General features: G+C 45.0%; 26 protein-coding genes and 2 pseudogenes. 25 read left to right on the top strand and 3 right to left on the bottom strand.

The window, feature by feature from the left end; genetic code table 11:
• Nucleotides 1-210 precede the first annotated feature (210 nt).
• Genes M0R36_01025 through M0R36_01015 form a run of 3 tightly spaced genes read left to right on the top strand, consistent with a single transcriptional unit; the run spans nucleotide 211 to nucleotide 3,120 of the window.
• Nucleotides 211-1,182, top strand: a complete 972-nt coding sequence (locus M0R36_01025; protein MCK9554391.1) for an ABC transporter substrate-binding protein — start codon at nucleotides 211-213, stop codon at nucleotides 1,180-1,182.
• A 4-nt stretch (nucleotides 1,183-1,186) separates the two neighbouring features.
• Entirely contained in the window at nucleotides 1,187-2,605 is a 1,419-nt protein-coding gene (locus M0R36_01020) for a HAMP domain-containing protein (protein MCK9554390.1), read from the top strand.
• Complete coding sequence (locus M0R36_01015; GenBank protein ID MCK9554389.1) at nucleotides 2,521-3,120, top strand: serine/threonine-protein phosphatase; 600 nt, start codon at nucleotides 2,521-2,523, stop codon at nucleotides 3,118-3,120. The genes M0R36_01020 and M0R36_01015 overlap by 85 nt, the downstream gene beginning before the upstream one ends.
• 34 nt (nucleotides 3,121-3,154) lie before the next feature.
• On the opposite strand, the gene M0R36_01010 is transcribed toward M0R36_01015, so the two are convergent.
• On the bottom strand, nucleotides 3,155-4,360 hold the full coding sequence (locus M0R36_01010) for a DEAD/DEAH box helicase (protein ID MCK9554388.1): 1,206 nt from the start codon (nucleotides 4,358-4,360) through the stop codon (nucleotides 3,155-3,157).
• A 364-nt stretch (nucleotides 4,361-4,724) separates the two neighbouring features.
• Between M0R36_01010 and M0R36_01005 the strand changes: the two genes are divergently transcribed.
• From M0R36_01005 to M0R36_00980, 6 genes are all read left to right on the top strand, one after another.
• Nucleotides 4,725-4,928, top strand: a complete 204-nt coding sequence (locus M0R36_01005) for a cold-shock protein (protein MCK9554387.1) — start codon at nucleotides 4,725-4,727, stop codon at nucleotides 4,926-4,928.
• A gap of 84 nt (nucleotides 4,929-5,012) precedes the next feature.
• The gene (typA, locus tag M0R36_01000; protein MCK9554386.1) at nucleotides 5,013-6,848 is read left to right on the top strand and encodes a translational GTPase TypA; all 1,836 of its coding nucleotides are present in this window, start codon (nucleotides 5,013-5,015) and stop codon (nucleotides 6,846-6,848) included.
• Between the two features lie 126 nt (nucleotides 6,849-6,974).
• Entirely contained in the window at nucleotides 6,975-7,976 is a 1,002-nt protein-coding gene (locus tag M0R36_00995; GenBank protein ID MCK9554385.1) for a hypothetical protein, read from the top strand.
• A 76-nt stretch (nucleotides 7,977-8,052) separates the two neighbouring features.
• Nucleotides 8,053-8,580, top strand: coding sequence for a sigma-70 family RNA polymerase sigma factor (locus tag M0R36_00990; GenBank protein MCK9554384.1), 528 nt, complete (start codon nucleotides 8,053-8,055; stop codon nucleotides 8,578-8,580).
• A gap of 5 nt (nucleotides 8,581-8,585) precedes the next feature.
• The gene (locus M0R36_00985; protein MCK9554383.1) at nucleotides 8,586-9,032 is read left to right on the top strand and encodes a hypothetical protein; all 447 of its coding nucleotides are present in this window, start codon (nucleotides 8,586-8,588) and stop codon (nucleotides 9,030-9,032) included.
• 10 nt (nucleotides 9,033-9,042) lie between these two features.
• On the top strand, nucleotides 9,043-9,606 hold the full coding sequence (locus M0R36_00980) for a hypothetical protein (GenBank protein ID MCK9554382.1): 564 nt from the start codon (nucleotides 9,043-9,045) through the stop codon (nucleotides 9,604-9,606).
• A 355-nt stretch (nucleotides 9,607-9,961) separates the two neighbouring features.
• On the opposite strand, the gene M0R36_00975 is transcribed toward M0R36_00980, so the two are convergent.
• A complete protein-coding gene (locus M0R36_00975) occupies nucleotides 9,962-12,214 on the bottom strand; it encodes a hypothetical protein (GenBank protein MCK9554381.1) in 2,253 nt (750 codons plus the stop codon).
• A 285-nt stretch (nucleotides 12,215-12,499) separates the two neighbouring features.
• Here M0R36_00975 and M0R36_00970 point away from each other — a divergent pair, with 285 nt between their 5' ends.
• From M0R36_00970 to M0R36_00910, 13 genes and pseudogenes are all read left to right on the top strand, one after another.
• Nucleotides 12,500-14,815, top strand: coding sequence for a PAS domain-containing protein (locus tag M0R36_00970; GenBank protein MCK9554380.1), 2,316 nt, complete (start codon nucleotides 12,500-12,502; stop codon nucleotides 14,813-14,815).
• 16 nt (nucleotides 14,816-14,831) lie between these two features.
• Complete coding sequence (locus tag M0R36_00965) at nucleotides 14,832-15,455, top strand: response regulator (GenBank protein MCK9554379.1); 624 nt, start codon at nucleotides 14,832-14,834, stop codon at nucleotides 15,453-15,455.
• Nucleotides 15,456-15,623: 168 nt separating this feature from the next.
• Nucleotides 15,624-16,004 carry a response regulator gene (locus tag M0R36_00960; GenBank protein ID MCK9554378.1) on the top strand — a complete coding sequence of 127 codons (381 nt, stop codon included), beginning with the start codon at nucleotides 15,624-15,626 and terminating at the stop codon, nucleotides 16,002-16,004.
• Nucleotides 16,005-16,047: 43 nt separating this feature from the next.
• The gene (locus tag M0R36_00955) at nucleotides 16,048-16,212 is read left to right on the top strand and encodes a hypothetical protein (protein ID MCK9554377.1); all 165 of its coding nucleotides are present in this window, start codon (nucleotides 16,048-16,050) and stop codon (nucleotides 16,210-16,212) included.
• A 57-nt stretch (nucleotides 16,213-16,269) separates the two neighbouring features.
• Nucleotides 16,270-16,836, top strand: coding sequence for a hemerythrin domain-containing protein (locus M0R36_00950; GenBank protein ID MCK9554376.1), 567 nt, complete (start codon nucleotides 16,270-16,272; stop codon nucleotides 16,834-16,836).
• A complete protein-coding gene (locus M0R36_00945; protein MCK9554375.1) occupies nucleotides 16,829-17,740 on the top strand; it encodes an FAD-dependent oxidoreductase in 912 nt (303 codons plus the stop codon). Before M0R36_00950 ends, M0R36_00945 begins: the two co-directional genes overlap by 8 nt.
• A 131-nt stretch (nucleotides 17,741-17,871) precedes the next feature.
• Nucleotides 17,872-19,536 carry a 2-oxoacid:acceptor oxidoreductase subunit alpha gene (locus M0R36_00940; protein MCK9554374.1) on the top strand — a complete coding sequence of 555 codons (1,665 nt, stop codon included), beginning with the start codon at nucleotides 17,872-17,874 and terminating at the stop codon, nucleotides 19,534-19,536.
• A gap of 4 nt (nucleotides 19,537-19,540) precedes the next feature.
• Nucleotides 19,541-20,389 (top strand): thiamine pyrophosphate-dependent enzyme, encoded by an 849-nt coding sequence (locus tag M0R36_00935; GenBank protein MCK9554373.1) that lies wholly within the window; start codon nucleotides 19,541-19,543, stop codon nucleotides 20,387-20,389.
• A gap of 38 nt (nucleotides 20,390-20,427) precedes the next feature.
• Nucleotides 20,428-20,631 (top strand): annotated as a pseudogene (locus M0R36_00930) (dodecin family protein).
• 48 nt (nucleotides 20,632-20,679) lie between these two features.
• Nucleotides 20,680-20,865, top strand: a complete 186-nt coding sequence (locus M0R36_00925) for a rubredoxin (GenBank protein MCK9554372.1) — start codon at nucleotides 20,680-20,682, stop codon at nucleotides 20,863-20,865.
• A pseudogene (gene tpx / locus M0R36_00920) lies at nucleotides 20,858-21,367 on the top strand (thiol peroxidase). The gene M0R36_00925 and the pseudogene tpx overlap by 8 nt, the downstream one beginning before the upstream one ends.
• Nucleotides 21,365-21,733 carry a 4a-hydroxytetrahydrobiopterin dehydratase gene (locus tag M0R36_00915; GenBank protein MCK9554371.1) on the top strand — a complete coding sequence of 123 codons (369 nt, stop codon included), beginning with the start codon at nucleotides 21,365-21,367 and terminating at the stop codon, nucleotides 21,731-21,733. Before tpx ends, M0R36_00915 begins: the two are co-directional and overlap by 3 nt.
• A gap of 14 nt (nucleotides 21,734-21,747) precedes the next feature.
• Entirely contained in the window at nucleotides 21,748-22,308 is a 561-nt protein-coding gene (locus M0R36_00910) for a superoxide dismutase family protein (GenBank protein ID MCK9554370.1), read from the top strand.
• A gap of 261 nt (nucleotides 22,309-22,569) precedes the next feature.
• Here the strand turns inward: M0R36_00910 and M0R36_00905 are convergent, their stop codons facing one another.
• Nucleotides 22,570-23,370 (bottom strand): sigma-70 family RNA polymerase sigma factor, encoded by an 801-nt coding sequence (locus M0R36_00905; protein ID MCK9554369.1) that lies wholly within the window; start codon nucleotides 23,368-23,370, stop codon nucleotides 22,570-22,572.
• Nucleotides 23,371-23,605: 235 nt separating this feature from the next.
• Here M0R36_00905 and M0R36_00900 point away from each other — a divergent pair, with 235 nt between their 5' ends.
• The 3 genes from M0R36_00900 to M0R36_00890 are packed head-to-tail and all read left to right on the top strand — an operon-like array spanning nucleotide 23,606 to nucleotide 26,632.
• On the top strand, nucleotides 23,606-24,514 hold the full coding sequence (locus tag M0R36_00900) for a prenyltransferase (protein ID MCK9554368.1): 909 nt from the start codon (nucleotides 23,606-23,608) through the stop codon (nucleotides 24,512-24,514).
• The gene (locus M0R36_00895) at nucleotides 24,511-25,521 is read left to right on the top strand and encodes a polyprenyl synthetase family protein (GenBank protein ID MCK9554367.1); all 1,011 of its coding nucleotides are present in this window, start codon (nucleotides 24,511-24,513) and stop codon (nucleotides 25,519-25,521) included. Before M0R36_00900 ends, M0R36_00895 begins: the two co-directional genes overlap by 4 nt.
• Entirely contained in the window at nucleotides 25,445-26,632 is a 1,188-nt protein-coding gene (locus tag M0R36_00890; GenBank protein MCK9554366.1) for an FAD-dependent oxidoreductase, read from the top strand. The genes M0R36_00895 and M0R36_00890 overlap by 77 nt, the downstream gene beginning before the upstream one ends.

Genomic DNA, 26,632 nt, shown 5'->3' with positions numbered 1-26,632 from the left:
TTTTCAAAATTCAAAATATCAGTTTAAATATTGGAGTTTTGGTTATTAGGGTTTGTCTAGTATTTAGATATTAGGATTTCGGATTTTAGCTTTTCTCTATTTTTATCGCGCCTGTTTTTTTGTATTAGAACCACAAGCCTCTTTTCTTTGTAACATCCGCTTTGCTGTGTTAAAATAACTTCCACGATAAAATTAAGGAAGGATTTTCCGGTGAAGCGTAAAATACTGTTGTGTATCTGCGCGCTGTTTTTTGCGGCAACCCCTCTTTCCTCAGCGGAAACAACTTTTCAAAAAGCATCTTTTCTGCCGCAGTGGTCTCCGCAGGCCCAGTTTGCCGGATATTATGTCGCGTATGAAAAAGGCATATATAAGAAATACGGACTGGATATCGCCATTATACAGGGCGGGCCCGACAGCCAGCCGGCCCGGATGCTGGAAGACGGAAGCGTTGATTTCGTGACCTTGTGGCTTTCCAGCGCCATAAGAGAAAACGACAGGGGCGCGGAGATGGTGAATATCGCGCAAATGATGCAGAAATCGGCATTGATGCTTATCGCTAAAAAGTCGAGCGGAATATATAAGCCGGAGGATATTAACAACAGGAAGGTAAGCCTGTGGGGCGATATATTCCGGATACAGCCTCTCGAATTTTTCAGGAAGTTTGATTTGACGGTAAATGTTATCCCGCAATCCTATTCGGTTAACCTGTTTTTGCGCGACGGTGTTGATGTCGTATCGGCGATGTGGTACAACGAATATCATACAATATTGAATTCGGGATATGACGCGGGAGAGTTAACCACTTTTTTCTATTATGATTACGGGCTCAATTTTCCCGAAGACGGGGTTTATACCGATAAAGATTATTTTGAAAAAAACCCGCAGATGTGCCGGTCTTTTGTAAAAGCGTCGCTTGAGGGATGGCAATACGCGTTTGAGCATCAGGAAGAAGCGCTCGACATCATAGTGAAATATATGGAAGCGGCCCATATCCCCGCGAACAGGGCCCATCAGAAATGGATGCTTGAAAGGATGAAAGATTTGATGACAGACGGAAATTCCGCGAAACCATCCGGGCTATTATCGGAAAGCGACTATATATATGTTTCAGATTGTCTCAGGGAAAGCGGATTGATAAAATCCGTTCCTGAATTCAGCGATTTTTATAAGGACTGCCGGTAACCCGATGAAATATAACAGCATAGCCTTTAAGCTTATAGCATATATTCTTATCAGCTGTTCGGCGCTTTTTCTCGGGATATTCGGATATAACTATTTATTCTCAAAGAGGATGATTACGGAGAACATATCTGAAAACGCGAAAAACCTGACGCGCGCCACCGTAAATGAAGTTGATTCGATATTGTACAGGATTCAGAAAGTTCCCCAGGGAGTCGCATCACTGCTTGAATACAATACTTTCGATAAGAATGAACTGCTGAACATACTTTATTCGGCGGTTGAGTCTAATGCCGAGATCTACGGCGCGACAATTTCTTTCGAAGCATACGCGTTTGAGCCTGAATCGCTGTATTTCGCGCCTTATTACTGCAAGAAAAAAGATAAGCCGGAATTAACGTATCTGGGCGGCGAATCTTACCAGTACTTTTACCTTGACTGGTACCAGATACCGAAAGAAATCAAAACGCCGGCCTGGAGCGAACCGTATTATGACGAAGGCGGCGGGAATATCCTTATGGCCACGTATTCTGTCCCGTTTTACCGGAATGTGGGCGGGGAGAGGAAGTTTGCGGGTGTTGTAACCGCGGATATTTCGCTGATGTGGCTTCAGGAAATGGTTTCTTCGATTAAAATCGCGAAATCCGGATACGGGTTCCTTATTTCCAGGAACGGGATATTTGTCACCCATCCCAACAATAAATTAATTATGAATGAAACGATTTTCAGCTTAGCCGAAGAAACAGGGAACGCGCAATTACGCGAAATAGGAAGAAGCATGGTTAAGGGAGAGGATGATTTCGTTTCTTTTTTCAGCATGGTAAACGAGAAAAAATCATGGCTTTCATACGCGCCGTTATCATCTTCAGGATGGTCTCTCGGAGTCATTTTTCCCCGCGAAGAGCTTCTTTCCGATATCAACAGGCTCAACCGCGTGGTGCTTGCGCTCAGCTTTTTCGGGCTGGCTGTTCTTTTTATAATCCTGTTTTTTATAGCGATGTCAATAACTCGTCCGATTAAAATCCTGGCGGCCACAACGCGCGATATAGGGAAAGGCAGCCTCGATTTTGAACTTTCCGGCATCACATCAAAAGATGAAGTGGGGATGCTTGCCGACTCTTTCATATACATGAGGGACTCGCTGAAAAAATATATCAGGGACCTTACCGAAACTACGGCAGTAAAAGAACGGATGCAGAGCGAATTGCGGATTGCCCATGATATCCAGATGGGAATCGTCCCGAAGATATTCCCCCGTTTCCCGGCAGGACCGAGTTTGATATATACGGCATACTTGAACCCGCAAGAGAGGTCGGAGGGGATTTTTACGATTTCTTTTTTATGGATGATGAGAGGCTCTGTTTTGTGGCGGGAGATGTTTCCGGCAAGGGCGTTCCGGCGGCGCTTCTTATGGCGATTACAATAACGATGATCAGGACAATGTCAAAAGACGCGTCAGATCCGGGCGAGATTTTGGACAGGGTGAATAAAGGAATCGCGCATGATAACGGCGCCAGCATGTTTGTAACGATTATTTGCGGTATTTTAAACATAAAAACCGGAGAAATACTGTATTCAAACGGGGGGCATCCTCTGCCTCTGATTATACGTTCCGGCGAAGAAGTTGAATTCCTGAAAGGCGACAGCGATATTGTGGTCGGAATTCTGGAAACGGCGGTGTACAGAACCAACAGAATACAGCTTAATTCCGGAGATGTTCTCTGCCTGTATACCGATGGAGTCACGGAGGCCGCCAATAAAAAAGACGTGTTGTTCGATGAAGGGCGGTTGAAAGAAGCGGTATATGAGGCGCGCCGGAAAACTATTAAGGAAATAATTTTAAGTGTCTATAGCAGGGTCAATGAATTCTCCGAAGGAGCGCCGCAGTCTGACGATATAACGCTGCTCGCCGTTAAATATTCCGGAAACAGCGGGAAATAGCGGACACGACAGAAAAAAAATAACGGGTATTATCTCACCTGCGTCTGCGGCTTTTCCTTAACGAATTCCAGTTCCTGCTCTGGAAGACTGTCTGAGTCCTGAATTTCTCGCCCGGAAGTTCGGGATGTTCCGAGACCGGCAGGGCCGCCTTTATAATCTTCTCGATATTGCGTATCTCCTTGCCCTGTTCCGGGGTGGCGAGCGAGATAGCGCGCCCTTCATGCCCGGCCCGCCCTGTGCGCCCTATCCTGTGCACGTAATTCTCGGCGTCGTCCGGAATATCGTAGTTTATCACTGTTTCTATACCGACAACATCTATTCCTCTCGCCGCTATATCGGTCGCGACAAGTATCCTGTATTTGCCCCGTTTAAAACCTTCAAGCGCTTCTTTCCTCTGGGCGAGCGTTCGGTCCGAATGTATCTCCGCCGCGTTATATCCCATTCCCGTTATCAGTCGTTTTATTTTGTTTGCCCCTCTTTTTGTCCGCGCAAAAAGCAATACCGAACCGCGGTACTGGTTGAGAAGTTTACCCAGCAGTTCTTTTTTTGTCTCTTTTTTTACGATGAATAACTCCTGAATAATGCGTTCCGCGGTGGTTCCCGACGGCGCGACCTCGATATGGATGGGCAGTTTCATATGAGCTGTCCCTATCGACACGACTTCTTCGGGTATCGTCGCTGAAAAAAGCATAGTCTGCCTGTTTTGCGGGACGAACCTGAGAATGCGTTCTATATCCGGCCTGAAACCCATATCCAGCATCCTGTCGGCTTCATCCAGAATAAGGATTTCAACGTCATTGAGACGTATTGTCTTCTGTTTCATATGGTCGACAAGCCGCCCGGGCGTGGCAATAATGACGCGCGGGTTATTCCTGAGTTCATTCAGCTGGGCGCGTATCGGGACTCCTCCGATAATGACGGTGGTCTTTATGCCGAATAAGGGAGCTATCTTCCGGAAAGTCTCGTTTACCTGCATGGCTAATTCCCTTGTGGGAACGAGCACCAGGCACTTACCCTTGCTGCGGGAAAGACGCTGGACGACGGGGATTACGAAAGCCAGTGTTTTGCCTGTGCCGGTTTGGGCCACCCCGATGATATCTGTGCCGTTTATGGCAACGGGGATAGCTTTATACTGGATGGGTGTAGGATGGGTAAACTTCAACCGGTCCAGCGCTTCGAGTGTTTTCGGGGCGATGCCCAGCCCGTCAAAAGAAACATTTGTTCCTGCGTTTTTTGTCATAATATTTTTATTCCTCGTTTTCTTCTTCCGAAAATATGTCTTATTCTTATATCATATTCTGCCCGGTAAGTAAATCATTCAATAACCGAAACACCGTTTATGTAGAACGAAAAACGAAGGACGCGTAAACGTAAGACGAGGGACATAAAGCACAAAATCCTAAAAAGCATAAAAAAGTTCTTAAAGTTTTTTGTTTTTCAGAATGTACTTGACAAATGCGCGGGGGTAGGGTACACTCTGACCCAAGTAGTAAATAAAGGAATGGAAGTATTTGGACCGCAAGGTAAAATAAAGTTCGCCTTGTGGTTTTTTTTGTTTCAGCCGTTATTTACTAAAATCTAATAAGAAGGTGAGGTGGTAAGTAATGGTAACAGGTAAAGTTAAATGGTTTAGTGATCAAAAAGGCTATGGCTTTATAACGCCGGATGACGGAAGTAAAGATTGTTTCGTACATCACAGTGTAATCCGTGGTGACGGATTTAAGAGCTTAAGCGAAGGACAGGCAGTCGAGTTCGAAGTTGAAGACGGTCCTAAAGGTCCTCAAGCCGCAAATGTAGTAAAGGTATAACCTTGATACATATAGGGCCCGGTTGCAAAACAGCCGGGCCTTTTTTATGCGGAACAGTAACGCGGACAGGAGAAACTGAAAAATATGCCGAACCAGAAAAGAAGAAAAGATGTAAGGAATGTCGCGATTATAGCGCATGTTGACCACGGGAAGACCACGCTTGTGGATGCTCTTCTCAAATATACAGGCGCTTATGAGTTTAAAGCCGGCGAGACTACCATAATGGATTCGAATCCTCTTGAAAGGGAAAGAGGGATTACGATTCTTTCTAAAAACGCTTCTCTCCAGTATAAAGGGGTGCAGTTTAATCTTGTTGATACGCCCGGGCACGCTGATTTCGGCAGCGAGGTCGAACGTATCCTTAAGATGGTTGACGGCGTGTTGCTTCTTGTTGACGCTTTTGAAGGGCCTATGCCGCAGACTAAATTTGTTTTGAAGAAGTCGCTTGAACTGCATTTAAAACCGATACTTGTGATAAATAAGCTTGATTCCGCGCATGCCCGCCCGAATGAAGTGGCGGATATGACATTTGACCTTTTCTGCGAGCTGAACGCTTCCGAAGAACAGCTTGATTTTCCGATTGTTTACGCTTCGGGAAAGGAAGGTTACGCGACTCTCGACCTTGACGAACCGAAAGATTCCATAAAACCTCTTTTAGAAACTATCCTGCACAGGGTATTGCCGCCGATAGCTGACCCTGAACTGCCTTTCCAGATGCTGGTTACAATGCTTGATTATGATTCTTATGTCGGGCGAATCGCCATAGGGCGTGTTTTTCACGGGTCTATCCGTGTCGGGGACCCCGTGGCGCTTGTGAAGCGTGACGGAACCATCGCTAAAAGCAAGGTAACTAAGATCATGAAGTATCGCGGACTGGTCCGCATTGACGCAAATGAGGCTGTAGCCGGGGATATTATATTGATTGCGGGAATAGAAGGGGTGGAAGTCGGCGAGACGCTTGCGTGTATTGATAATCCGAAAGGATTGCCTGCCATCAAGATAGATGAGCCTACAATTTCCATGAATTTTTCCCATAATACGAGCCCTTTTACAGGCCGGGACGGCGGCAGATTTTTAACGTCGCGCCATATCCGGGAACGCCTTAAACATGAGGCTATGATAAATGTCGGCATTAAAGTCGAGGAAGTCGCGGGAACCGAGCGGCTGAAGGTTTCCGGCCGCGGTGAACTGCATCTTGCCATTCTTATCGAGACAATGCGCCGCGAAGGATATGAGATGGAAGTTTCCAAGCCGCAGGTTATTTTGAAGAAAATGGGCGGGCAAACGCTCGAGCCTGTTGAAGAAGTTGTAATCGAGGTGGAAAGCGAATATCAGGGTGTTGTCATGCAGGCGCTTGGAGCCCGCAAGGCCCAGATGCGCAGTATAAAAACAACATCTTCAGGCACTAACCGCATGGAATTTATTGTTGCCTCGAGGGCATTAATCGGGTTCAGAGGCGAGTTTCTTATGATGACCCGGGGTAACGGCATGATGTACCAGAATTTTCTTGAATACCAGACTTACAAAGGGGATATTCCAAAACGTCAAAGCGGTGTTCTTGTTTCACAGGCAGCCGGCGATGCGGTGGCGTACGCGCTTTTTAATCTGCAGCCCCGCGGGGAAATTTTTATTAATCCGGGGGAAAAGTTGTATGAGGGGATGATAATCGGTGTAAACAACAAAGGGACGGATATCGTCGTAAACGCCCAGCGCGGAAAGAAATTAACGAATATGCGCGCGGCAGGAAGCGATGACGCGCTTACGCTTATAACTCCGCGTCAGATGACGTTAGAGTTTGCCCTTGAGTTTATAGAAGATGACGAGTTGGTTGAGATAACTCCCAAGCATGTAAGGCTCAGGAAAATGCATTTAACGGAAATAGACCGCAAAAGGGCAAGCCGCGGCGCGCAGCCGAGATAAAAGCGAACATATCTGTTTGACCGGTCATTCCTTCCCTTCCCGTTGTAACCGCTTTTTTTTCATGTTAAAATATTAAAATATCTAAGCCAATTTTACTTTCATCCATATATTCACGGAGACGGCAGAATGAGAAAAAGCGAAAAAATAACATATGAGATCGACCCGAACAACAAACTTGTCTACACAAGGACTGGGAAAAAATCAAATGTTCCCAAATACCGGGAAATTATCGACGGCAGAATCGAGATAGACAGGAAAAACACTTTTATCTACCACGCGAAAAAACCGCAGGACTCTTCCATCCCCCGGCATATCAGGCTTTCGGGGAACTGGTCTCTGGACGAAAATCACGACCTCGTCCTTACCCTCGATGAAAAACACGGCCGGAGCGCCGGAGATGAACTTACGATAAAAGGCGAGATAAAAGACGCGAAAGCGAATAAACTCGCTTTTTCCGCCGCGGGGAAGAATATGTCGGGCCGGCCGAGGGAATATGTTTTAAACCTGGAAGGAAGCTGGCAGGCCGATAAATATAACCGCCTGACGTTCAATCTGAAAAGTAAAAAGGGCGAAAGCGGCGCATTAACTTTTAAAGGCGGCTGGATTATCAATAAAGATAACCGGGTTGTATATACTTACGAGAAGGTTCACTTAAAAACGAAAACAAAAGAAACAAAGACTGTAACCTTTAAAGGGCATTGGGATATTACACAAAAGCACAGGCTTTTATACGTTTTAAATAAGAGGATAGGTTCACAGTTTGATTTTGAGGTGGGGTTGGGGAAACCTCTTGCGAGGGGCCTTGAGTATAAGATAGGCATAGGTGGTGTCCCTTCCAGAGAGAGGATAACTCTTTTCGGGCAGTGGAAGGTAAATGAAAAGTTGGGTGTTCTCTTTGAAATGCCGTATGAAAAGGGAGAGCTCAGGCGGATTGTTTTCGGGGCAAGCTGTAAACTGGGCAAAAACGGCAATCTTGAGTTTAAACTGAAAAATGAACAGGGGAAAGACCTGGGAATGGATGTCAAACTTTCAAGGAAAATATTGAAAGACCGGGGCGAGCTTTTTCTGCGGGGCGCCGTATCAAAAGGAGAAAAACAAATCTCGATCGGAGCCGGCTGGAAATGGTAAGGATTAAAAGTTAAAATAAAAGGGAATAAAATAAGCAGGTCGGTGTCTAACTGGTTGAAAAAGGAAATTTCCTCAGATGACGGAAGAGAAGCAGCTGCTTGAGCAGGCGCAAGAGGGGAACAAGGCAGCTTTTGGCCGGCTCGTAGATTTACATAAAAATAAGGTGCTGAACATAGCTTATAAGCTTTTGGATAACTATGAGGCGGCTCAGGATGTAGCCCAGGAAAGTTTTATCAAGGCTTATGTGAAACTCGGTTCTTTTAAAAAAGAAGCTTCATTTATGACCTGGCTTTACCGGATTACCTATAATACGGCCTGCAATCACATAAGGAAGAATAAGTTAAAGACCGTGTTCCTGAATGAAAATGTAATCGCGAGCCGGGAAGATACAGCCGAAAAGGCGGAATTAAGGGATATTATAAATGATGCGGTGGAAAGGCTGCCCCTGAAGCTTAAGACGGTTGTGGTTTTAAGGGATTACGAGGAGCTTTCATACAGGGAAATATCGGATGTTATTAAGCGTCCGGTGGGTACGGTGGAGTCGAGATTGTCAAGGGCGAGAGCAAGGTTAAAAGAGATTTTAAAAGATTATATAAAGGGATAATAAGAATGAAATGCAAATATTCCGGACTGATTGACAGATATTTTGACGGGGAACTGGAAGTTTCTGCGGAAAAAGAAATGTCAGCCCATATTTGCGGGTGCCCTCAGTGCAAAAAGCGAATCGAAATCCTGAAAACGGTTAAAGGTTCTTTAAAAAGCGGCGCGCCTCTTAAAGCAGGAGATGAGTTTACCTCTCAGATAATGGAAAAAATAGAAAACCGTTTTACTTCAGGCTGGATATTTAATGTCAGGCCGCTGGCTTTGAAGCTGGTTCCCGCCGCGGCTATGGTTTTATTGATCTTAGGCCTTATTTCTTTTTCAGGCCTTTTTGAGGAAAGAGCCGTTTCGCTGGAAGAAGTCCTGCTGGCCGGCAACTATACTTCCAACGAAAAAATTGTTTTGGAAACCGAAAACCTGTCTGAATATGATGTATTCAGGTTAACCCTTAACTAAGGAGAAAAATATGGAAAACTCAAAAATTATTCTGGTTGCTCTTATGATTCTGACCCTCCTGGTGGGCGGGATAGGCGGATATCTGGTTGCCGGAGGTATCCAGAGTTCCGCGAGACACAGCGAATTCCAGAAACTTATGATGTTGAAAAACATGTCGGCTCAAAGAGAAGGCCGCCCCGATTATGAAAGCCGGGGAAACCGTCACAGAGGCCCCGGAGAAATGATGGGCGAGATGCGCCGCGGCGATATGGAGCCCGGAGACAGGGAAGAAAGGCGCGAAAAAATGGGCAAGATGTTTTTAAATATAATGGCGAAGAAGTGCGACCTTACAGATGAACAGAAAAAACAGGTAAAAGCTATTTTTGAGGCCAATAAGGGAGAAATAGAAACTGCCAGGGAAGAATTCAAAGGCAAATTAGACGCTGTCAAAGATAAAACGGATAGCCAGATAGAAAGTATCCTGACCGATGAGCAGAAAGCTAAATTTGAGGAATTCAAAGATAACGCGAAGAAACTTCGTATGCACCAGTCTATGAAATGCGGGATGCCTTTTAACGAAGGACGTAGGACGTAGGACGTGGGACGATTAAAACATAGGACGAAAGACGTAAATACTAAATATGAAAAAATAAAAAATAATAGTAACCACAGATAACACAGATACACACAGATAGAAAAGCAAAAACATATAGATAGTTAAAAAATAATAGTAACCACAGATAACACAGATACACACAGATAGAAAAGCAAAAACATATAGATAGTTAAAAAATAATAGTAACCACAGATAACACAGATACACACAGATAGAAAAGCAAACAACATATCGTTTAAATGGGGACCACGTGAGTGTTATCGTGACGTGGTTATGTACAACACGTCATATAACACAACGTGGCTAAACTGCAAACACCTATTTTACTAACTACTTAATCCTGATTCTCAAGCCATTTATTGAGTGAATCTATAAGTATGGAGCCGGGGGAATTGTCTTCAGAGTTGTCATCTTTGCCGGATTTATTAAAGAGCCCGTCTATCGCTGTGCCTAATCCGGGGACCTCTTCGTCTATTTTCTTTTTCAGGAAAAGAGTGCCGATTTTTGCCGCGGCTTTCGACCAGTCGACTTTCGGGTTTGCGGTTGAGCCGCGGATAGGGATTTCCAGGATATAATCTTCGGGCAGGTCTTCCAGGTCAAAGACTTTATCGAGAGTATCTGACGGAAGCCCGAGTATTATATCGAGTTTATCATTTGAGATATCAATTGTTCCCCATGTAACAGTATGAAAACTGTTCGCGAGGATTGTATCCATCCTGGAATACCGCGCTGTTCCTTTACGGAGGCTTGCCCTTAAAGGCGTAAAGCTCGCGGTCATAGCCTGCCCGGAAGTGGATTTCAAAAATGCCACAAGCGGGCTCAGTATGCCTCCGTTATCAAGCGTTATTTCGCCGAGCTCGACAACGGCTTCTTTCACAGTGACGTTACTGATTGAAAAGTTTTTCAGAGGAAGATAAAACTCATCCCGGCTGATATTAACGGAGATAGGCTTTTTCGCGCTGACAGCGGTTATAAGCAGAGGATTGATATTTTTTAAGATTATCCTTCCTAAATCGGGTGTAACTTTTATTTCTGCCCGTATGTTGTCATGAAGCGAAAGATATCCTTCATTAAGGTATGCCGGTATCACGGCATTCGCGTTAAGGCCTTCAATACTGAGATTAACGGGGCCTTTCATATCCTGCAGTTCCGCCGATGCTTTTATATTTAAAGTCTCTCCCATGACTGTGGCAAGAAACCGGTCTGTGTCAAAGAGCCGGTCTAATTCTTTTACGGATACCCCGTCGATGCCTGAGTTGAATTTTATCGAAAAACCTTCTTTGTTAAACAGGCCTTCCGGTTTCAGAATATTGTTTGCGACGCCGTCAAATGATATTTCCCCTTTATCCAGCGAACCGGGTCCTGAAAGGCGGCAGTCTGCTTTTATAATTGTTTTTTTGCCCAATTGTTCGCCTGATACGGCAAGTCTTAAAGGGTCCAGGGTCAGGGTGTATTTATCGTTTACGCCGGCTAAAGACAGTTTTGAAGCGCGGATTTCAGCGTTTAGTTTTGCGGCATAAAGGATTGACAGGGGATTTCCGGCGCGCCCCCGAAGAGGGACTTCCAGTTTAGTTATGGTTGCTTCCACTCCGGTTTTGTTTTTCAGCCGGAACGGAGCGGTCTTGACGATTTTTTTGAAAAGAACCGGGGATACGGAGCATTTTATATTTGCTTCTTTTAATAATCTGATACTTTCATCTGTTAGCTCCATAGTGAAATCAGCCGAAAAATCAGGGGAATCGGCCTTAAAAGAAACATTTGCTGTTCCCGCGCCGGTTAATACGGATGTTTCAAGATTCAGGTTGCTGCCGAAAGCGGCTTCGAATAAGCCGTCGGTTTTAAGCAGGAAATCTATGCCTTCGGTAGGTACGGACTTTAAAGTGGCGTTAATTTCCGCTTTTGCGCTTGAAAGGTCGAAATCCATGATATCTTTAAGATTTTCCAGCCTCCCTTTTACATCGAAGAAACCGGATAATTTATCCTGTGACGCTTTTCCTCTGGTTGAAAAACTGAAGATCTTCCGGCCCGGTTTTGAAAAGAGTTTCACGCTGATTTCCGTGAAACGCGCCGGTTTAATATCCGGCCCTGATATCATTATGTTGGCATTTTCAATTTCTATCTCGCCTGAAAAAGACCGGGGCAGGATTATGAATTGTCCTGAAACTTTTTCCTGCTCATGGCTTTTTACCGCTGTAACTTCTTTTCCCGGAAGTTCTTTTATGCCGTCTAAATATATTTTTACGTAGATGTCCCGCATCTGTGTTTTTCCGAAGTCTAATTTTTTTACGGATATTAAATCCAGGAGGGATAACTCTGTTTTTAAACTGCCGAATACAATCGAGGTTTCCCCGTCTTTCAGGGAGAAGCCTGTTATTTCCAGACCGCTTTTCCAGCTTAGGTTCAGCGATTCAATGTTGATGGAGCCCGGGATTTTTCTGTTGATAGCGCCCAGCAGAAAATCTTTGCCTTTGCCGGAGGATAAAATTGCGGGCGCTTTTATGATGATAATGGAAATAACAAGGATAAGAATAATCGCGGCGAAAAATAGGAATTTAGAGAAGGAAAAAACTTTTTGTTTTTCAGCCAAGGCGCATACCCCCTATAAATACAGCCTTTAAATCATATATTGGAAGCATTCTTTGATTATGTCAAGACGTTTTCGACCGCGCCGTATTGCCGCGGATATTTTTCAGTTTAAATCTCCGCGCTCCTTTCCGTTGTAACACCTGATATCCTGTGTTAAAATATTTACCTGTTAATTAGGCTGGGGGGCTGAATGATATTTCTTCTTTATCTTATCCATATGCCGGTATGATGTTGTTAGTTGTCATATAATGCTACAACTTTAATGAGACAGGCGGCAGAGACAAACATGAAAAATAGACCTGAAGATATAGTAAAGAAAAGGACAAAAGAGCTTGTAATGGAACGCCAGCGCCTTTACAGCGTTCTTGAAGCTCTGCCCGCCTATGTTGTCCTGCTTGATAAGGATTACCGCGTGCCTTTTGCCAACAAAATCTTCCGCGAACGGTTCGGCGAATCGTACGGAAAGCGTTGTTACGAGTTTCTCTTCAACAAAAAAGAACCCTGTGACGAGTGCGAAACTTACAAAGTTCTGAAGACAAACGCTCCGCACCGCTGGGAGTGGAACGGGCCGGACGGGCGTGTTTATGATATTTACGATTATCCGTTTCCTGAGGCGAACGGTTCCACAATGATCCTTGAGATGGGCATTGACATCACCGAGCGCAAGCGCGCCGAGACGGAGTTGAATAAGCATAAAAAACATCTGGAAGAATTGGTCAAAGAGAAGACTGCGGATCTGCAGGAAAGAGAGGGAGACCTGAGACACGCGCAGTCGGTAGCTCATCTCGGAAGCTGGCGGCTTGATGTCCATAAAAATGAACTTACCTGGTCGGAAGAAAATCACCGTATCTTCGGCGTAAAGAAAGATAAAACAATGACCTATGAAACTTTTCTTTCCGCCGTTTATCCTGATGACCGCAAATACGTTGATACGAAATGGAACGCGGCCATGCGCGGCGAGCCTTATGACATCGAACACCGCATTATAGTGAACGGAAAGATAAAATGGGTGAGAGAACAGGCGGAGCTTGAATTTGATAAAAAAGGCAAACTTCTCGGAGGTTTCGGCACGACACAGGATATTACCGCGCGAAAAGAGGCGGCGGCGGATATCGAAAAACTTTCCCGTTTTCCCGAGGAAAATCCATCCCCTGTGCTGCGGGTTGATAAGGATTGCAGGGTTATTTTTGCCAACAACGCAAGCGCGCCGCTGCTGGAAGAGTGGAAAACCAAAATCGGGGGGATTCTGCCTGATAATCTTTCTGATGTGATTAAAAAAGTTTTTATCGCGGGCAAGATAGAAGAAACTGAAATAAAAGCGGGAGAAAAGGTTTTTAATTTTTCTTTCGCGCCTATCACGAAACAGGGCTACATCAATTTATACGGTATCGACATTACCCGGCAAAAGCAGATCCAGAAACTTCTTAAAGAATCGCGTGATGAAATGGAAAAACGCGTGCGAAAGCGCACGCGGGAACTTGAAGAAGCGAATAAGGTCTTGAGAATTATCAAGGATGAGTTTGAAAGAGCCCAGGGAGTCGCTCATATCGGGAGCTGGAACCTTGATATAGCGAACAATATATTCAAATGGTCGGATGAGACATACCGTATATTCGGTTTGGATTCAGGGACAACGGTTAATTATGAGAAATTTCTTGAGATTGTCCATGCCGATGACCGGGAATATGTAGATAGAATTTGGAAAGACGCTCTTGAGAAGAAAAAATCCTGTGATATTGAGCATAGGATAGTGGTCAACGGCGGAATAAAGTGGGTTGTGGCAAAGGCTGAGATAGAGCTTAATGAGGAAGGGGAAGCCGTTACCGGCGTCGGGACTGTTCAGGATATCACCGAATTCAGGAGTAAAGAAGAAAGTGTTCGTAAACTCCAGGATGAACTAACGCATATTTCGCGGGTAACTACGATGGGAGAGCTTACCGCGGCGTTAGCGCATGAACTTAATCAGCCGCTTATGGCGATTATGAGCAACGCCCAGGCGGCGCGGCGGTTCCTGTTAAGGGAAAACCCCGACCTTGATGAATTCAGGGAAATACTTTCCGATATTATCGAAGACGACAAACGGGCCAGCGAAGTAATCAACAGGCTTCGGGCGCTGTTGAGAAAGTCTGATCCCGAATTTAAGATATTAAATATCAACGTTATTATCAGGGAAGTAATTTCTCTTCTACACAGTGATTTGATAATAAAAGGCATATCGTTAAACAGTGAACTTGATGAGAATATCCCGTTTGTGAAGGGCGATCGCATACAATTACAGCAGGTTATCTTAAACCTTGCGCTTAACAGCTGTGAAGCGATGAAAGACTCGGATGTGAAAAAATTATGCGTACGGTCAATGAGGGAAGACAGCAAGTTTGTTGCTGTCGGTATTGAAGATACGGGAACCGGAATCGATGATAAAAACATAAACCGCCTGTTCGAGCCTTTCTTTACCACTAAAAAAGAAGGCATGGGCATGGGGCTTTCAATCAATAAAACGATTATTGAGTCTCACGGCGGGGCTCTGCGGGCGGAAAATAACATCGGCGGAGGAGCGTCGTTTTATTTTACTTTACCCGTCCTTAACGGGCGGGACAGGTAAAAACAGGAGATGAAAAATGGGAAAACCTTCCCCGATGATATTTATTGTTGATGATGACCCTTCAGTCCGCAAGGGCCTGAAAAGGCTGGTTAAATCAGCGGGACTCAGGGCGGAAGTGTCTGCCTCGGCGGAAGAATTCCTGCAAAGCGAGCCCTATGACGGCCCCTGTTGTTTAATACTTGATGTGTGTATGCCGGGACAGGGCGGCATCGACCTGCAAAAGGAACTTGCCGAAAAAGGGTTTTTGCTGCCTGTCATATTTATTACAGGGCACGGAAACATTCCTATGGGAGTTCAGGCTATGAAAGACGGAGCCGTGGATTTTTTGCCTAAACCTTTTGATGAAGAAGACCTTCTTTCCGCGATTGACCGGGCAATAGAGAAGGATATCCGAATAAGAAAAGACCGATCGGAGAAAAAAGAAATTCAACACCGGATTGACGCCCTTACTTCCCGGGAATACGATGTCCTGCGCTGGGTAATTACTGGTATGTTGAACAAGCAGATCGCCTCCAAAATGGCTATTACTGAAAAAACCGTTAAGGTCCATCGCGGCCGTGTAATGCAGAAGATGCGGGTTGTATCGGTTGCCGAACTCGTCCGCCTTGCTGAAAAAGCCGGGATAACACCAGCCAGGTAAAACCCTGAACAAATCCAAAACCCAATGTCTCAAAACTCAAAACTTATATTTTGGATTTTAAGCTTTTTTGTATTTGTTTAGAGTTTAGGGTTTCGAGTTTAGAGTTTTTGTGTATTGGACTAAGGTCTAATTTACATCATTTATCAGATTTGATATTTTTATTGGTAAATGGTTAATACAAAACTGAAAATTTATGTGGTTGACGATGATGATTCTGTGCGAAAAGCGCTCAGCCGCCTTATGAAATCCGAAGGGTATGAAGCAGAGACATTCAACGGCGCCCGGAATTTTCTGGATTCCGTTCCGCAGGATACGAAGGGTATTCTGGTTCTGGATGCCCGCATGCCCGGTATGGACGGTTTTGAACTTCAAAAGATATTGAATGACAGGCATTATAATATGCGGGTTATTTTTATCAGCGCCTATGCGGAAGCCGATGACCGCGAGCGCGCAATGAGAGCCGGGGCGAAAGGTTTTCTGCAAAAACCGTTTAATGACGAATCTTTGCTGGATTTGATTGATTCAGCGATGCAGGACGATGAAAATTAAGAAGTTATTTTTGCGGAAAAAGATGAATAAAAGGAGGTGTAAAATGGCAGTGAAAAAATTGAAAAAAGGTTCAAGATTGGCGTGTATACCCTGCGGAAGGGAAGTGATAGTTGATTCCTGCGGCGCATCGGCGACTACAATCTGGTGCTGCGGAAGGCCGATGAAAAAAAGCGTTAAAGCCAAAGCGAAGAAATCCGCCAAAAAATAATCCGGCGTTAAATTGAAGTCATAACTTATCGGGTAAACAGAAAAGGGATTAAAGCACATGGAAGAAGCGCGAGGCAAGATTCTGCCCGCCGGGCCGTTGATGATAGAGCACAGGCTTATAGAACGCATGATAGCCGCGCTCAGGAAAGAGGCGGAGAACCTTGAGGCGGGTTCGGAGTTAAACACGCTTTTCATTAAAAAAGCGGTTGATTTTATCAGGACTTACGCTGACAAATGTCATCACGGGAAAGAAGAGGATATATTATTCAAAGAGCTCCTTAAAAAAGAACTTTCAGAGGAGCATTTCCGGATGGTGAATCAGCTTATCGCCGAACATAAATACGGGAGAAAGACGCTTAAGGAACTTGAGGAAGCCGGCGACAGATACGGGAAAGGCGATAAGAAAGCAAAGGCTGACGCGTTAAACAGCATGAAAGCGCTGGCGGCGTTTTATCCAAAACATATCGAAAAAGAAGACAAACATTTTTTTCTCCCCTGCATGGATTATTTCAGCAGGGAAGAGAAAGACGATATGCTTGAAGAGTTCCGGAAATTTGACGCGTCGCTGATTCATGGGAAATACGGCGCTATGGTTGAACAAATGGAGAAATCCAGGGATGTATGAGGTAATAATAATCGGCGGCGGTATAGCCGGCTGTACGGCGTCAATATACGCCTCGAGAAAAAGGATGAAATTCCTTCTGATTGCCAGGGAATTCGGCGGACAGTTTATGGAGTCGGGGGAAATCCTGAATTATCCCGGTATCGTGAAAACCGACGGTTTTGAATTCAATTCCATGTTTGAAAAACAACTCGAATTCAATGATGTAAAAATCAATACGGGCGAGGAAGTAAAAAAGATAGAGAAAGACGGAGAAAATTTCAGGGTTATAAGCGATAAGGGAAGTTACGAAGCAAAAACCGTTATTATCGCCACAGGGTCAAAACCGAGAAAGCTGAATGTTCCCGGAGAAAGCAAATATGCCAACAAAGGGGTTACCTATTGTTCCATATGCGACGGCCCTCTTTTTTCGGGCATGGATATAGCGGTTATCGGCGGAGGGAATTCAGCCCTTGAAGGCGTTGATTTCACAAAAGACATCGCCAAAAAAATATATCTTGTGAATATCGGTAAAAGTTTCGACGCCCACGAGTATTTGATTGAGAAAGTCACTTCTTATAAGAATGTTGAAATTATTAATGAGGCCAGGACAACCGAAGTTACGGGAGATAAGACCGTAACAGGCCTTGTATATGAAAAAGGCGGAAAAAAACACCGGTTGGATGTTAAAGGCATAATAGTGGAGATAGGCAGGGCGCCCGCCACGGCGTTTTTAGAGGGCTTTCTGGAGTTGGACAGCCATAAGCATGTGGTTATAGATTGCCATGGAAGGACGTCGGTAAAGGGGATATTCGCCGCCGGCGACTGCACCTCGGTCCATGAATACCAGTATACTATTGCGGCGGGGCAGGGCTGTATAGCCCTTTTGAAAGCGGCAAGATATATGGCAAGTAAAGAATGGAAATAAGATGGACCGTAATAAGTATTATCATAAGCGAAGCATCAACAGGCTAACCAGGAAAGAAGCGGGAAAATTGATTGAGTCGTTGAAAAAAGTCAGGGAACATAAGATGGCGGGTGTCTGAAGGGGAATAACGGATGAAAGAGATATCGGTCCTTATAGGCGGTAAGGCCGGAGACGGCATTAACCAGGCAGGAATACTGCTGGCGCGCCTTTTTTCCAATTTGGGGTATTTTGTATATATGTATTTTGATTATCCCTCTCTTATCCGCGGCGGACATAACTTTGCCGTTATCCGAGCCTCGGACAAGAAAATATCAGCCCACCGGCGGAAGGTGGATTACATTCTCGCTATAAATCAGGATACTGTGGATTTACATAGGGACAGACTCAGGGATGAAAATAATATAATTTATGATTCAGACGCTGTAAAATCCGCGGGGCTCGGGCTCCAGCTGTCGCAAATCGTCAAAGAAGAAGGCGGGAAACCGATTATGCGTAATTCTGTTATTGTCGGCGCATTTGCCAAATCGGCGGGAATCGATTATGAGATTTTGAAAAAAGTGATAAAGAAAAATGTTTTGAAAGATACGGATTTAAATTTGAAATTGGCAGAGAAAGGTTATAAAAACGCGAAAGAAGAGGAAAAGACGGAAGCGCTTAACAGAGAAAGCCTTCCGGTTCTTACCGGAAATGAGATGATAGGCCTGGGACTTGTTAAGAGCGGACTCCGGGCTTATGTCGCCTATCCGATGACGCCTTCATCCGGTATTCTTCATTTTCTCGCTGAGAGGGCCGATAAGTTTAATTTGAAAGTCATACATCCTGAAAGTGAAATAGGAGTTATACTAATGGCTCTCGGTTTTTCTTATGGAGGCCGGCGGGTCGCAGTAGGGACTTCCGGCGGCGGTTTTTGCCTTATGACCGAATCTCTCAGCCTGGCGGGCATGGCGGAGTTACCCATAGTTATTGTTGTATCCCAGCGCCCCGGGCCTTCGACGGGTATTCCCACTTATACGGCGCAGGCGGATTTAAATTTTATTTTAAACGCGGGCCACGGAGAATTTGTGAGATTTGTCGTTGCTCCCGGCGATACGGAAGAAGCTTATTACTGGTCGGGAACCGCTTTAAATATCTCATGGGCATATCAGATTCCCTCTATTATCGTTTCCGATAAAACGTTAAGCGAGGGGGCGTTCAGTTTCAGCGGGGAAACAGCCGGAAATATCCGGCAGGAAGAGATCCCGGCGTGGGACGGCAAAGGCGATTACAAAAGATACCGGTATACGGATAACGGTGTATCTCCTTTGGCTTTTCCGACCGCCAAAGGCGCGGTCGTCAAGGTGAATAGTTATGAACACGATGAATACGGTATAACCACCGAAGACCCGGAAGAGGTTGTTTCCATGTATGAGAAGAGATTGCGGAAAGAAAAATATCTGATAGAAAAACTGTATAACTACGACACCGTGAAAGTGCACGGGAACAAAGACGCTTCAACCGCGCTATTATGCTGGGGTTCCAATAAAGGGGTATGTCTGGAGGTTGCGGAAACTCTCGGGTTAAAAGTAATCCAGCCGATTGTGCTTTCTCCTTTTCCGGCAAAACGGTTCAGGGATGCCCTGAAAGGGGTAAAGAGATTAGTAGATGTCGAGAACAATGCCACCGCTCAGTTGTCGGAACTTATCGGCAAATACGGATGTTCGGTTGATGAGAAAATATTGAAATATGACGGCAGGCCGTTTACGGTGGAAGAGCTGGAAGAGAAAGTCAAAGTCTGCATAGCGGCAGACAGGAGATGATATCATGTCCGTTCAGGAGCCGGGAACTTACGCGAAAAACACATGGTGTCCGGGATGCGGTAATTTTTCGATTTTAAATTCAATAAAGGCGGTTCTGGAAAGTATCCGGGAAGAGGGAACGCCTCTCGATAATGTAGTTCTGGTTTCCGGAATCGGATGCCACGCCAAAATCGTTGACTATGTCAATGTGAACAGCTTTTATTCGATTCACGGGCGGGCGACACCTGTCGTTGAGGGAATAAAACTTGCCGACCCGAAACTGAAAGTAATAGGTTTTGCCGGCGACGGGGACGCGTACGGGGAAGGCCTTGAGCATTTGATATTCGCGGCCAAAAGGAATATCGATATTACGATGATCATACATGATAACCGGGTCTACGGGCTTACCACGGGGCAATGCGCGCCGACATCCCCGATGGGATTTAAAGGGCGGTCCACTCCGCGCGGCTCGCTTGAAATGCCGATAAATCCGCTTGAGCTTATGCTGTCCGCCGGCGCGACGTTTATCGCCCGCGGTTTTTCACACGGCATTGAACATCTGAAGAAGATTTTTAAGGAAGCCGTAAACCATAAGGGTTTCGCTTTACTGGATATACTCCAGGTATGCGCCACATTTTATAATATGTATGAATATTACGATAAAAGGGTGTATGAGCTGAAGGACCATAATCCCGCTGATTATTCCGAAGCGTTAAAAAAAATAAGAGAATGGGATTATCACAATGACGCGCCGATAGGTCTCGGAGTGTTTTATAAAAAAGACGCCCCGGCTTTTGACGAAGGGTTCAAATTTTCCGGCAAAGAAGTTGATGTTAATTCGAATATAGATAAGGTGCTGTCAGACGCCGTCTGAAAAATATCCTTTATCTGAACACATTAAGGAGGGTTTATATGAGCGATCATACCTATAAGATGATTGAACTGGTCGGTTCTTCGCAAGCCACTGTTGAAGACGCGGTTAAAAACGCGCTTTCCCGGGCGGATAAGACTGTCCGAAACAGCCGCTGGTTTGAGATTACGCAAATCAGAGGCGAAATAGAAGACGGCGCCGTCGCTTACTGGCAGGTCGGGTTGAAAGTAGGTTTTAATATCGAGGGGAAAACGGCCGCAGAGAAGAAACCGGAAGCTCCCGCGAAAAAACCCCTGGGAAAAGTTGAATCTACGGGAAAGTACCGGTGCAAAGTTTGCGGCTATATCTATGACCCCGCAAAAGGCGACCCGGATAACGGTGTAAAGCCCGGGACGGCTTTTAAAGATTTGCCTGCCGACTGGAAATGTCCCGAATGCGGCGTTAATAAAGAACAGTTTGAACCGGTAAAAGATGAATGATCCGGAAAGGGTAATAACGTTTAAGTCGAAACCGCTGTCTCTGGCGGGCAGAAAAATCAGGGAAGGCGGTTTTGCCCCGGAATTTTATGCTGTTGACGCTGACCTGAAAGAAGTCAAGCTAAGCGATTACAAAGGGTCTGTAAAGATAATTACCTCGTTTCTTTCCCTGGATACCCCGGTCTGTGACCTGCAGGTCAAGGAGTTTAACAGGAGGTCGGCTGAATTGTCGGATGATGTCGTTATAATAGGCATCAGCCAGGATTTGCCTTTTGCCCAGAAAAGGTTTTGCCGGGACAACAAAATCAATAAAGTGATAACCCTTTCGGATTATAAGACTTCGTCTTTCGGCATTAATTACGGACTGCTTATCAGGGAACTGCATCTTTTAGCCCGCGCTGTGATTATTATAGATAAAAATAATATTATCCGGTATGCGCAGGTTGTGAAAGAAGCGACCAACGCGCCGGATTATGAAGCCGTCTTGACGGCGCTTAAAGATGTGACAAAAAATCCGCCGGCGCCGGCGAGCGAAAAACTGCCATCCCGTTGTGTTCCATGTGAAGCCGGCGCGCCGCCGCTTGATATAAGACGTGTTAAAGAGCTTTTTGCCGGCCTTAAAGGATGGGAACTTGTTGAGAACAAAAAAATCAGGAAGATGTTTAAATTTAAAGATTTTGCCGGAGCCAAATATTTTCTGGACATTATCAGCGTTATCGCCGAAGAGCAGGGGCATCATCCTGACTTCAGCATAAGTTATAACAAGGTAACGGTTACGCTGTCCACGCACGCCATCGGAGGGCTCAGCGACAATGATTTTATTATGGCGCGTATTATAGACGGGACGGAAGGTTCCCGCCGAATAAACTAAAAATGGGGGATGAAATGAAATATGCGAGAGTTCTCAGGAGATGTGTTTATGCTGTCTGCGCGCTGTTCTTAATAAACAACTGTGTTTACGGCGGGCAGTTGAAGGCGAAAGCCAGGATGATTGATACAGAGGGAAAAAGCGTGGGAGAAGTATTGTTTATGGATAACGATGACGGGTCGGTAGGCATAGAACTTGATTTGAGCTCTTTTCCGCCCGGCGCGCACGCTTTCCATATACATGAAAAGCCTGTGTGCGAAGCGCCTGATTTCAAATCAGCCGGCGGACATTTTAATCCGTACAATAAAAAACACGGATTCCTGAATATCAAAGGCCACCATGCCGGAGACCTTCCCAATATAATCGTTGATAAAAAAGGTAATTGCAAAATGTCATTTATCACAAACCAGATTTCCCTTTCAAAAACGGGCGCTAATTCGATATTAAAGGCTCCCGGGACTTCTCTGGTAATCCATGAAATGCCCGATGATTATTTTACCGACCCCGCAGGAAAAGGATGTAACCGCATAGCATGCGGATTAATAAAAGAAACAATAAAAGATAAACCGCGAAAATAACCGCGTTTACCGGAGAGCCATCCGCATTCCGGAGGTTTGATATCGCGCGAGAACCCGCGCAATACACAAACCCCCGAACCTTAGTTTATTTATATTCAGCATCCGCATCCGCAACAATTCCCGCTTTCTTCTTTTTGCCTTCTTCTTTTTATTTTACCTTTCATTATAACCACTCTCCCTTCTTTTACAGTTTAGACGCGGGAGAATGGAAAAGGTTCCATGAATCTGAAGGTTTACGGGAAAATTGGATTTGAGGTGGTATCAGCTGTTCAGGGCTATAAAGGTTTTTATCCTGTCCTGCAGGGAGTTGGGTATGTCTGCGCACTGTAAGGCGTTAGTGATGGCTATTGCCTTCATATATGTATCCAGAAAACCGTTGCACTCCCGGCAGTCCGCTATATGTTTTTTGAATGCTCTCCCTTTTGTCGCGTCCATATGTCCTTCGATGTAATCGTATATAAAACGGGTGTTTATATCGCAGGACACGTCTTCTTTTTCGGGAGATTCCGGCCGGGATGTTTTTATATGGTTTGAAAGCTCCTTATGAATTATAAGCCTTGCCCTGTGCAGGCGCGATTTAACCGAATTTTCCTTAATTTTTAAGATTCCCGCCGTCTCTTTAACAGAAAACCCTTCAACGGATCTCAGCAAAAGAATAACCCTGTATTTTATGGGCAGGCGCGCTATGGCTTTGTCTATGCTCTCTTTCAATTCGTTCTGTTCGCTTAGTTCATCGGGCATCAGCGGCCAATTTACGGATAACCCTTCACTGTTCTTTGTTATCCCATGCTGATTATCATCGGCATAGTTTATGCTTCGCAGCTTCGTTTTCTCCCGCAGGTGAGTAAGCGCTTCATTATATGTTATCCTGTATATCCATGTGGAAATATCCGATTTACCTTTAAAAGTATCGATTTTCCTGATTATCTTCAAAAATACGTCCTGAACGATATCTTCAGCTTCCTTCGCGTCTTTTATAATGCTTAATGCGAGGGCATATATCCTGCGGTTGTACTTGCGGAATATGTCTTCTATATTTACTGTATTTGATATGTCAGCCATTTTCCCGTTGCCTCGGTCAAAAGTGTAGGATAAACCTGTCCAAAAGGCAAGATTTCCCTTATTGGACTAAGGTCTAATTTACAGCATTTCCTGTCTTTGCTACTATTTTTTGAGAACAGGTTATTAAAACCTTATATCTAATTTATAAAAATACATTTGTTGCAGGGGATGCATCAGATTCGGGCCGTTGTCCTGTCGGTATAAATTTAGGTTTTAGCCGGGGAAAGGAAAGATTTTGGCGGAAAAATTAAAACAGCTTTTGAAAGCGGCCCGAGCCGATTTTCTTCCGGCCAGCATAGTGCCGTTTTTTGTGGGAACGGCTTATGCCGTTAACAGGGGATTTTCCCTGTCGCTGTCCAGGTTTGTTCTCGGGTTAACCGGTATTGCCGCCGCGCACCTGTCCGCCAATCTTCTTAATGATTATTACGATTACAGGAGCGGCGCTGATAACAGAACCGCCAAAGTCAGTTCTTTTTTCGGGGGCTCGAGAGCGATACAGGAAGGTGTGTTTACGGATAGGCAGATACTCGGGTTTTCCCTGTTGCTTATGTCCGTCGCGGTTGTTTGCGGCGCGTTTATATTCGTTATGACCCGGGATCCGGTATTCCTGATATTGATGGCCGCAGGAGGGATCCTGGCTGTTGAATATACGGCGCCGCCGTTAAGGCTGGCGTACAGAAGGCTGGGGGAACTTGATATATTCCTTTTATTCGGCGTGGGCACTGTCATGGGCAGTTTTTACCTGTTCAGCGGAAGGTTTGATTACGGTTCGTTTTCCATTTCGCTTCCCGTGGCTTTTCTGATAGCCGCGGTCATAATATGCAATGAAGTGCCTGATTTTGAATCGGATATCAGCGCCGGCAAACAAAACCTTTTGTCTCTTACGGGCGTAAAAAGAGGCGGCATTCTTTACGGTGTTGTTGTCTGTTTGTCGCTCCTGGCTATTTTCCTGAACGTAGCGAAAGGTATCCTGCCTTTTTACGCCGCCCTGATAGGGATAGTATATTTCCCCGGAGTAAAAGCGTACTCCAATCTGAAGAACGGGTTTTCCGATATAAACAGGCTGATTAAGGCGAGCCGGTTTACGGTAATGCAGCATTCCTTTGTAGGAATAGCGATTATTTTAATGTTGTTAATCTCATGAAATCAAAAAACTTATTAGACAGGGTAAACAGGAACATACTTCTCATAACAGAGGAAAGCCGGAATTTTCTCCCGGAATTACACCGGGATGCGATGCTGGATTCCGGCAAGAGGCTGAGGGCAAAGGTTTTTTTCGCTTTTTCACAGGATGCGGGAGAGAAATCGGTGAATATAGCAACGGCAATCGAGCTTCTGCACGCGGCTACGCTGATACATGACGATATTTTAGATAATTCCGTGTTGCGCAGAGGAAAACCGGCGCTTCATACAAGGCATGGCATTCCAACAAGCCTGCTCTACGGCGATTTCCTTTTCTCAACGGCATTTTCCATGATAGCGAAGCTGGACGACGCGTGGATTTACAGGCAGATGACAGATGCCTTAAGAGAAGTCTTAACGGGGGAGATGATTGAAAATTACAGGCGCAGGGATACCTCTTTAACAAAAAATGAATATATCTCGATAATAGAGAAAAAAAGCGGTGTCCTTTTCGGCCTGGCGTGCGGATTGGGCGCCGGAATAAAAGGGCTGGACGGGAGCATAACGGAAAAAGCTTATCAATACGGGGTTAACACCGGAATAGTTTATCAGATAATGGATGATTACATGGATTATTTCGGCGAGGATGAGGGCAAAGATACTTTCAAAGACATAAAAGAAGGCCTTGTTACACTGCCTCTTATATACCTTTTGGAGAAATGTTCCGCCGGAGAAAAAAAAGATATTGTGTCTGTTTTGAATAGCGGAGATCCGGAATATAGAAGCATAAAAAAACTGGTGTCTTTAATGGAACGTTACGAAGTCCCTTGTATGGTTTTCAGGGATATAAAAATTTTTCTGGAAAATCTGAAAGTCATGCTGCCGGAAACTGTGGCGAAAAATTTCCGGAACGATTTCGATATCTTATCATGGATAGGAGATAAAATCAGTCATGCCCCGAAAAAATATCGTAATAATAGGCGGAGGATTTGCGGGAGTTTCCGCCCTCAGGTATCTGTCAGGGTTTAAAAAGTATTCCCTGAAAGATTTCAGGGTTATTCTGATAGACAGGAAAGAGAATTTCGAATTTCTTCCGATGCTTCCGGATGTAATAGGGGGCTGGCTTGGGCATGATGCGTTAAGCGCCGGTTTTAAAAAACTTACAGACAACCGCCGCTGTGAATGGCTTAAAGACGAAGTTATAAAAGTAGATTTTATAACAGGGAAAATATATCTGGTTAATAATACGCTCGATTATGAATATCTGATTATATCAAGCGGGTCAGAGACGAATTTTTTTAAAAACGGGAATGCCCGAAACAGCTGTTTTAAACTGGACAATGTAAATGACGCGGTAAAAATCAGAGGCGAATTATTAAAAAGAGCGGAGGCTAAGATGCCTTCCGGAGTGAATGTTGTTGTTGCGGGGGGCGGTTATACGGGTGTCGAGATAGCGACAAATGCAGACTATTTTCTTGGAAGGGAAAAAGTGAAGCGCCGGATTTATATTCTGGAAAAGGCGGATAATATATTGACGATGGTCCCCGAATGGATGAGGAAAGAAGTCCGAACCGGGCTTGACAGCCTGAATGTGAGCATTATTTGCAATGATTCTCTCAAAGAATATAACGGCAAAGATGTTTTATTGGAATCGGGCGAAAAAATTGAAAATGCGCTTTGCATATGGTCGGCAGGAGTTAAAACATCTTCTTTTATAGATGCGGTTGACGCGGAGAAGGAGCGGACGAGGATAAAAGTAAAAGAAGACCTCAGGATCGCGAAAGACGGTGTTGAAAATGTTTTCGTGGCGGGAGATGCCGGGTATTTTTTTGATGACAGGAAGAAGTCCGCGCTCAGGATGGCGGTTATGTTTTCTATCGGGCAGGGCCGCGTAGCGGCCGGAAATGTGATAAAAAGCGTTCTTAACCGGCCTCTCAAAAAATTCCGCCCCGTGGATCTCGGTTATCTGATTCCTATGGCGCATGGGAAGGCGCCGGGTGTTGTAATGGGGCGAAAAATACACGGCCGCTTAGGTTATCTTATGCATTATTGCATGTGCCTGTATCGCTCGGAACGGGAAAACAAGTTTTCTATTATAAGGGATATGTTTCAAAAAAAGCAAAACGCGAAAGGAGCTTAA

This window comes from bacterium (genome assembly GCA_023228325.1).
Classification (GTDB): domain Bacteria; phylum Auribacterota; class UBA6266; order UBA6266; family UBA6266; genus UBA6266.
The sequence above is the reverse complement of the archived record's forward strand: the minus strand, read 5'-3'. Positions and strand labels throughout refer to the sequence as shown.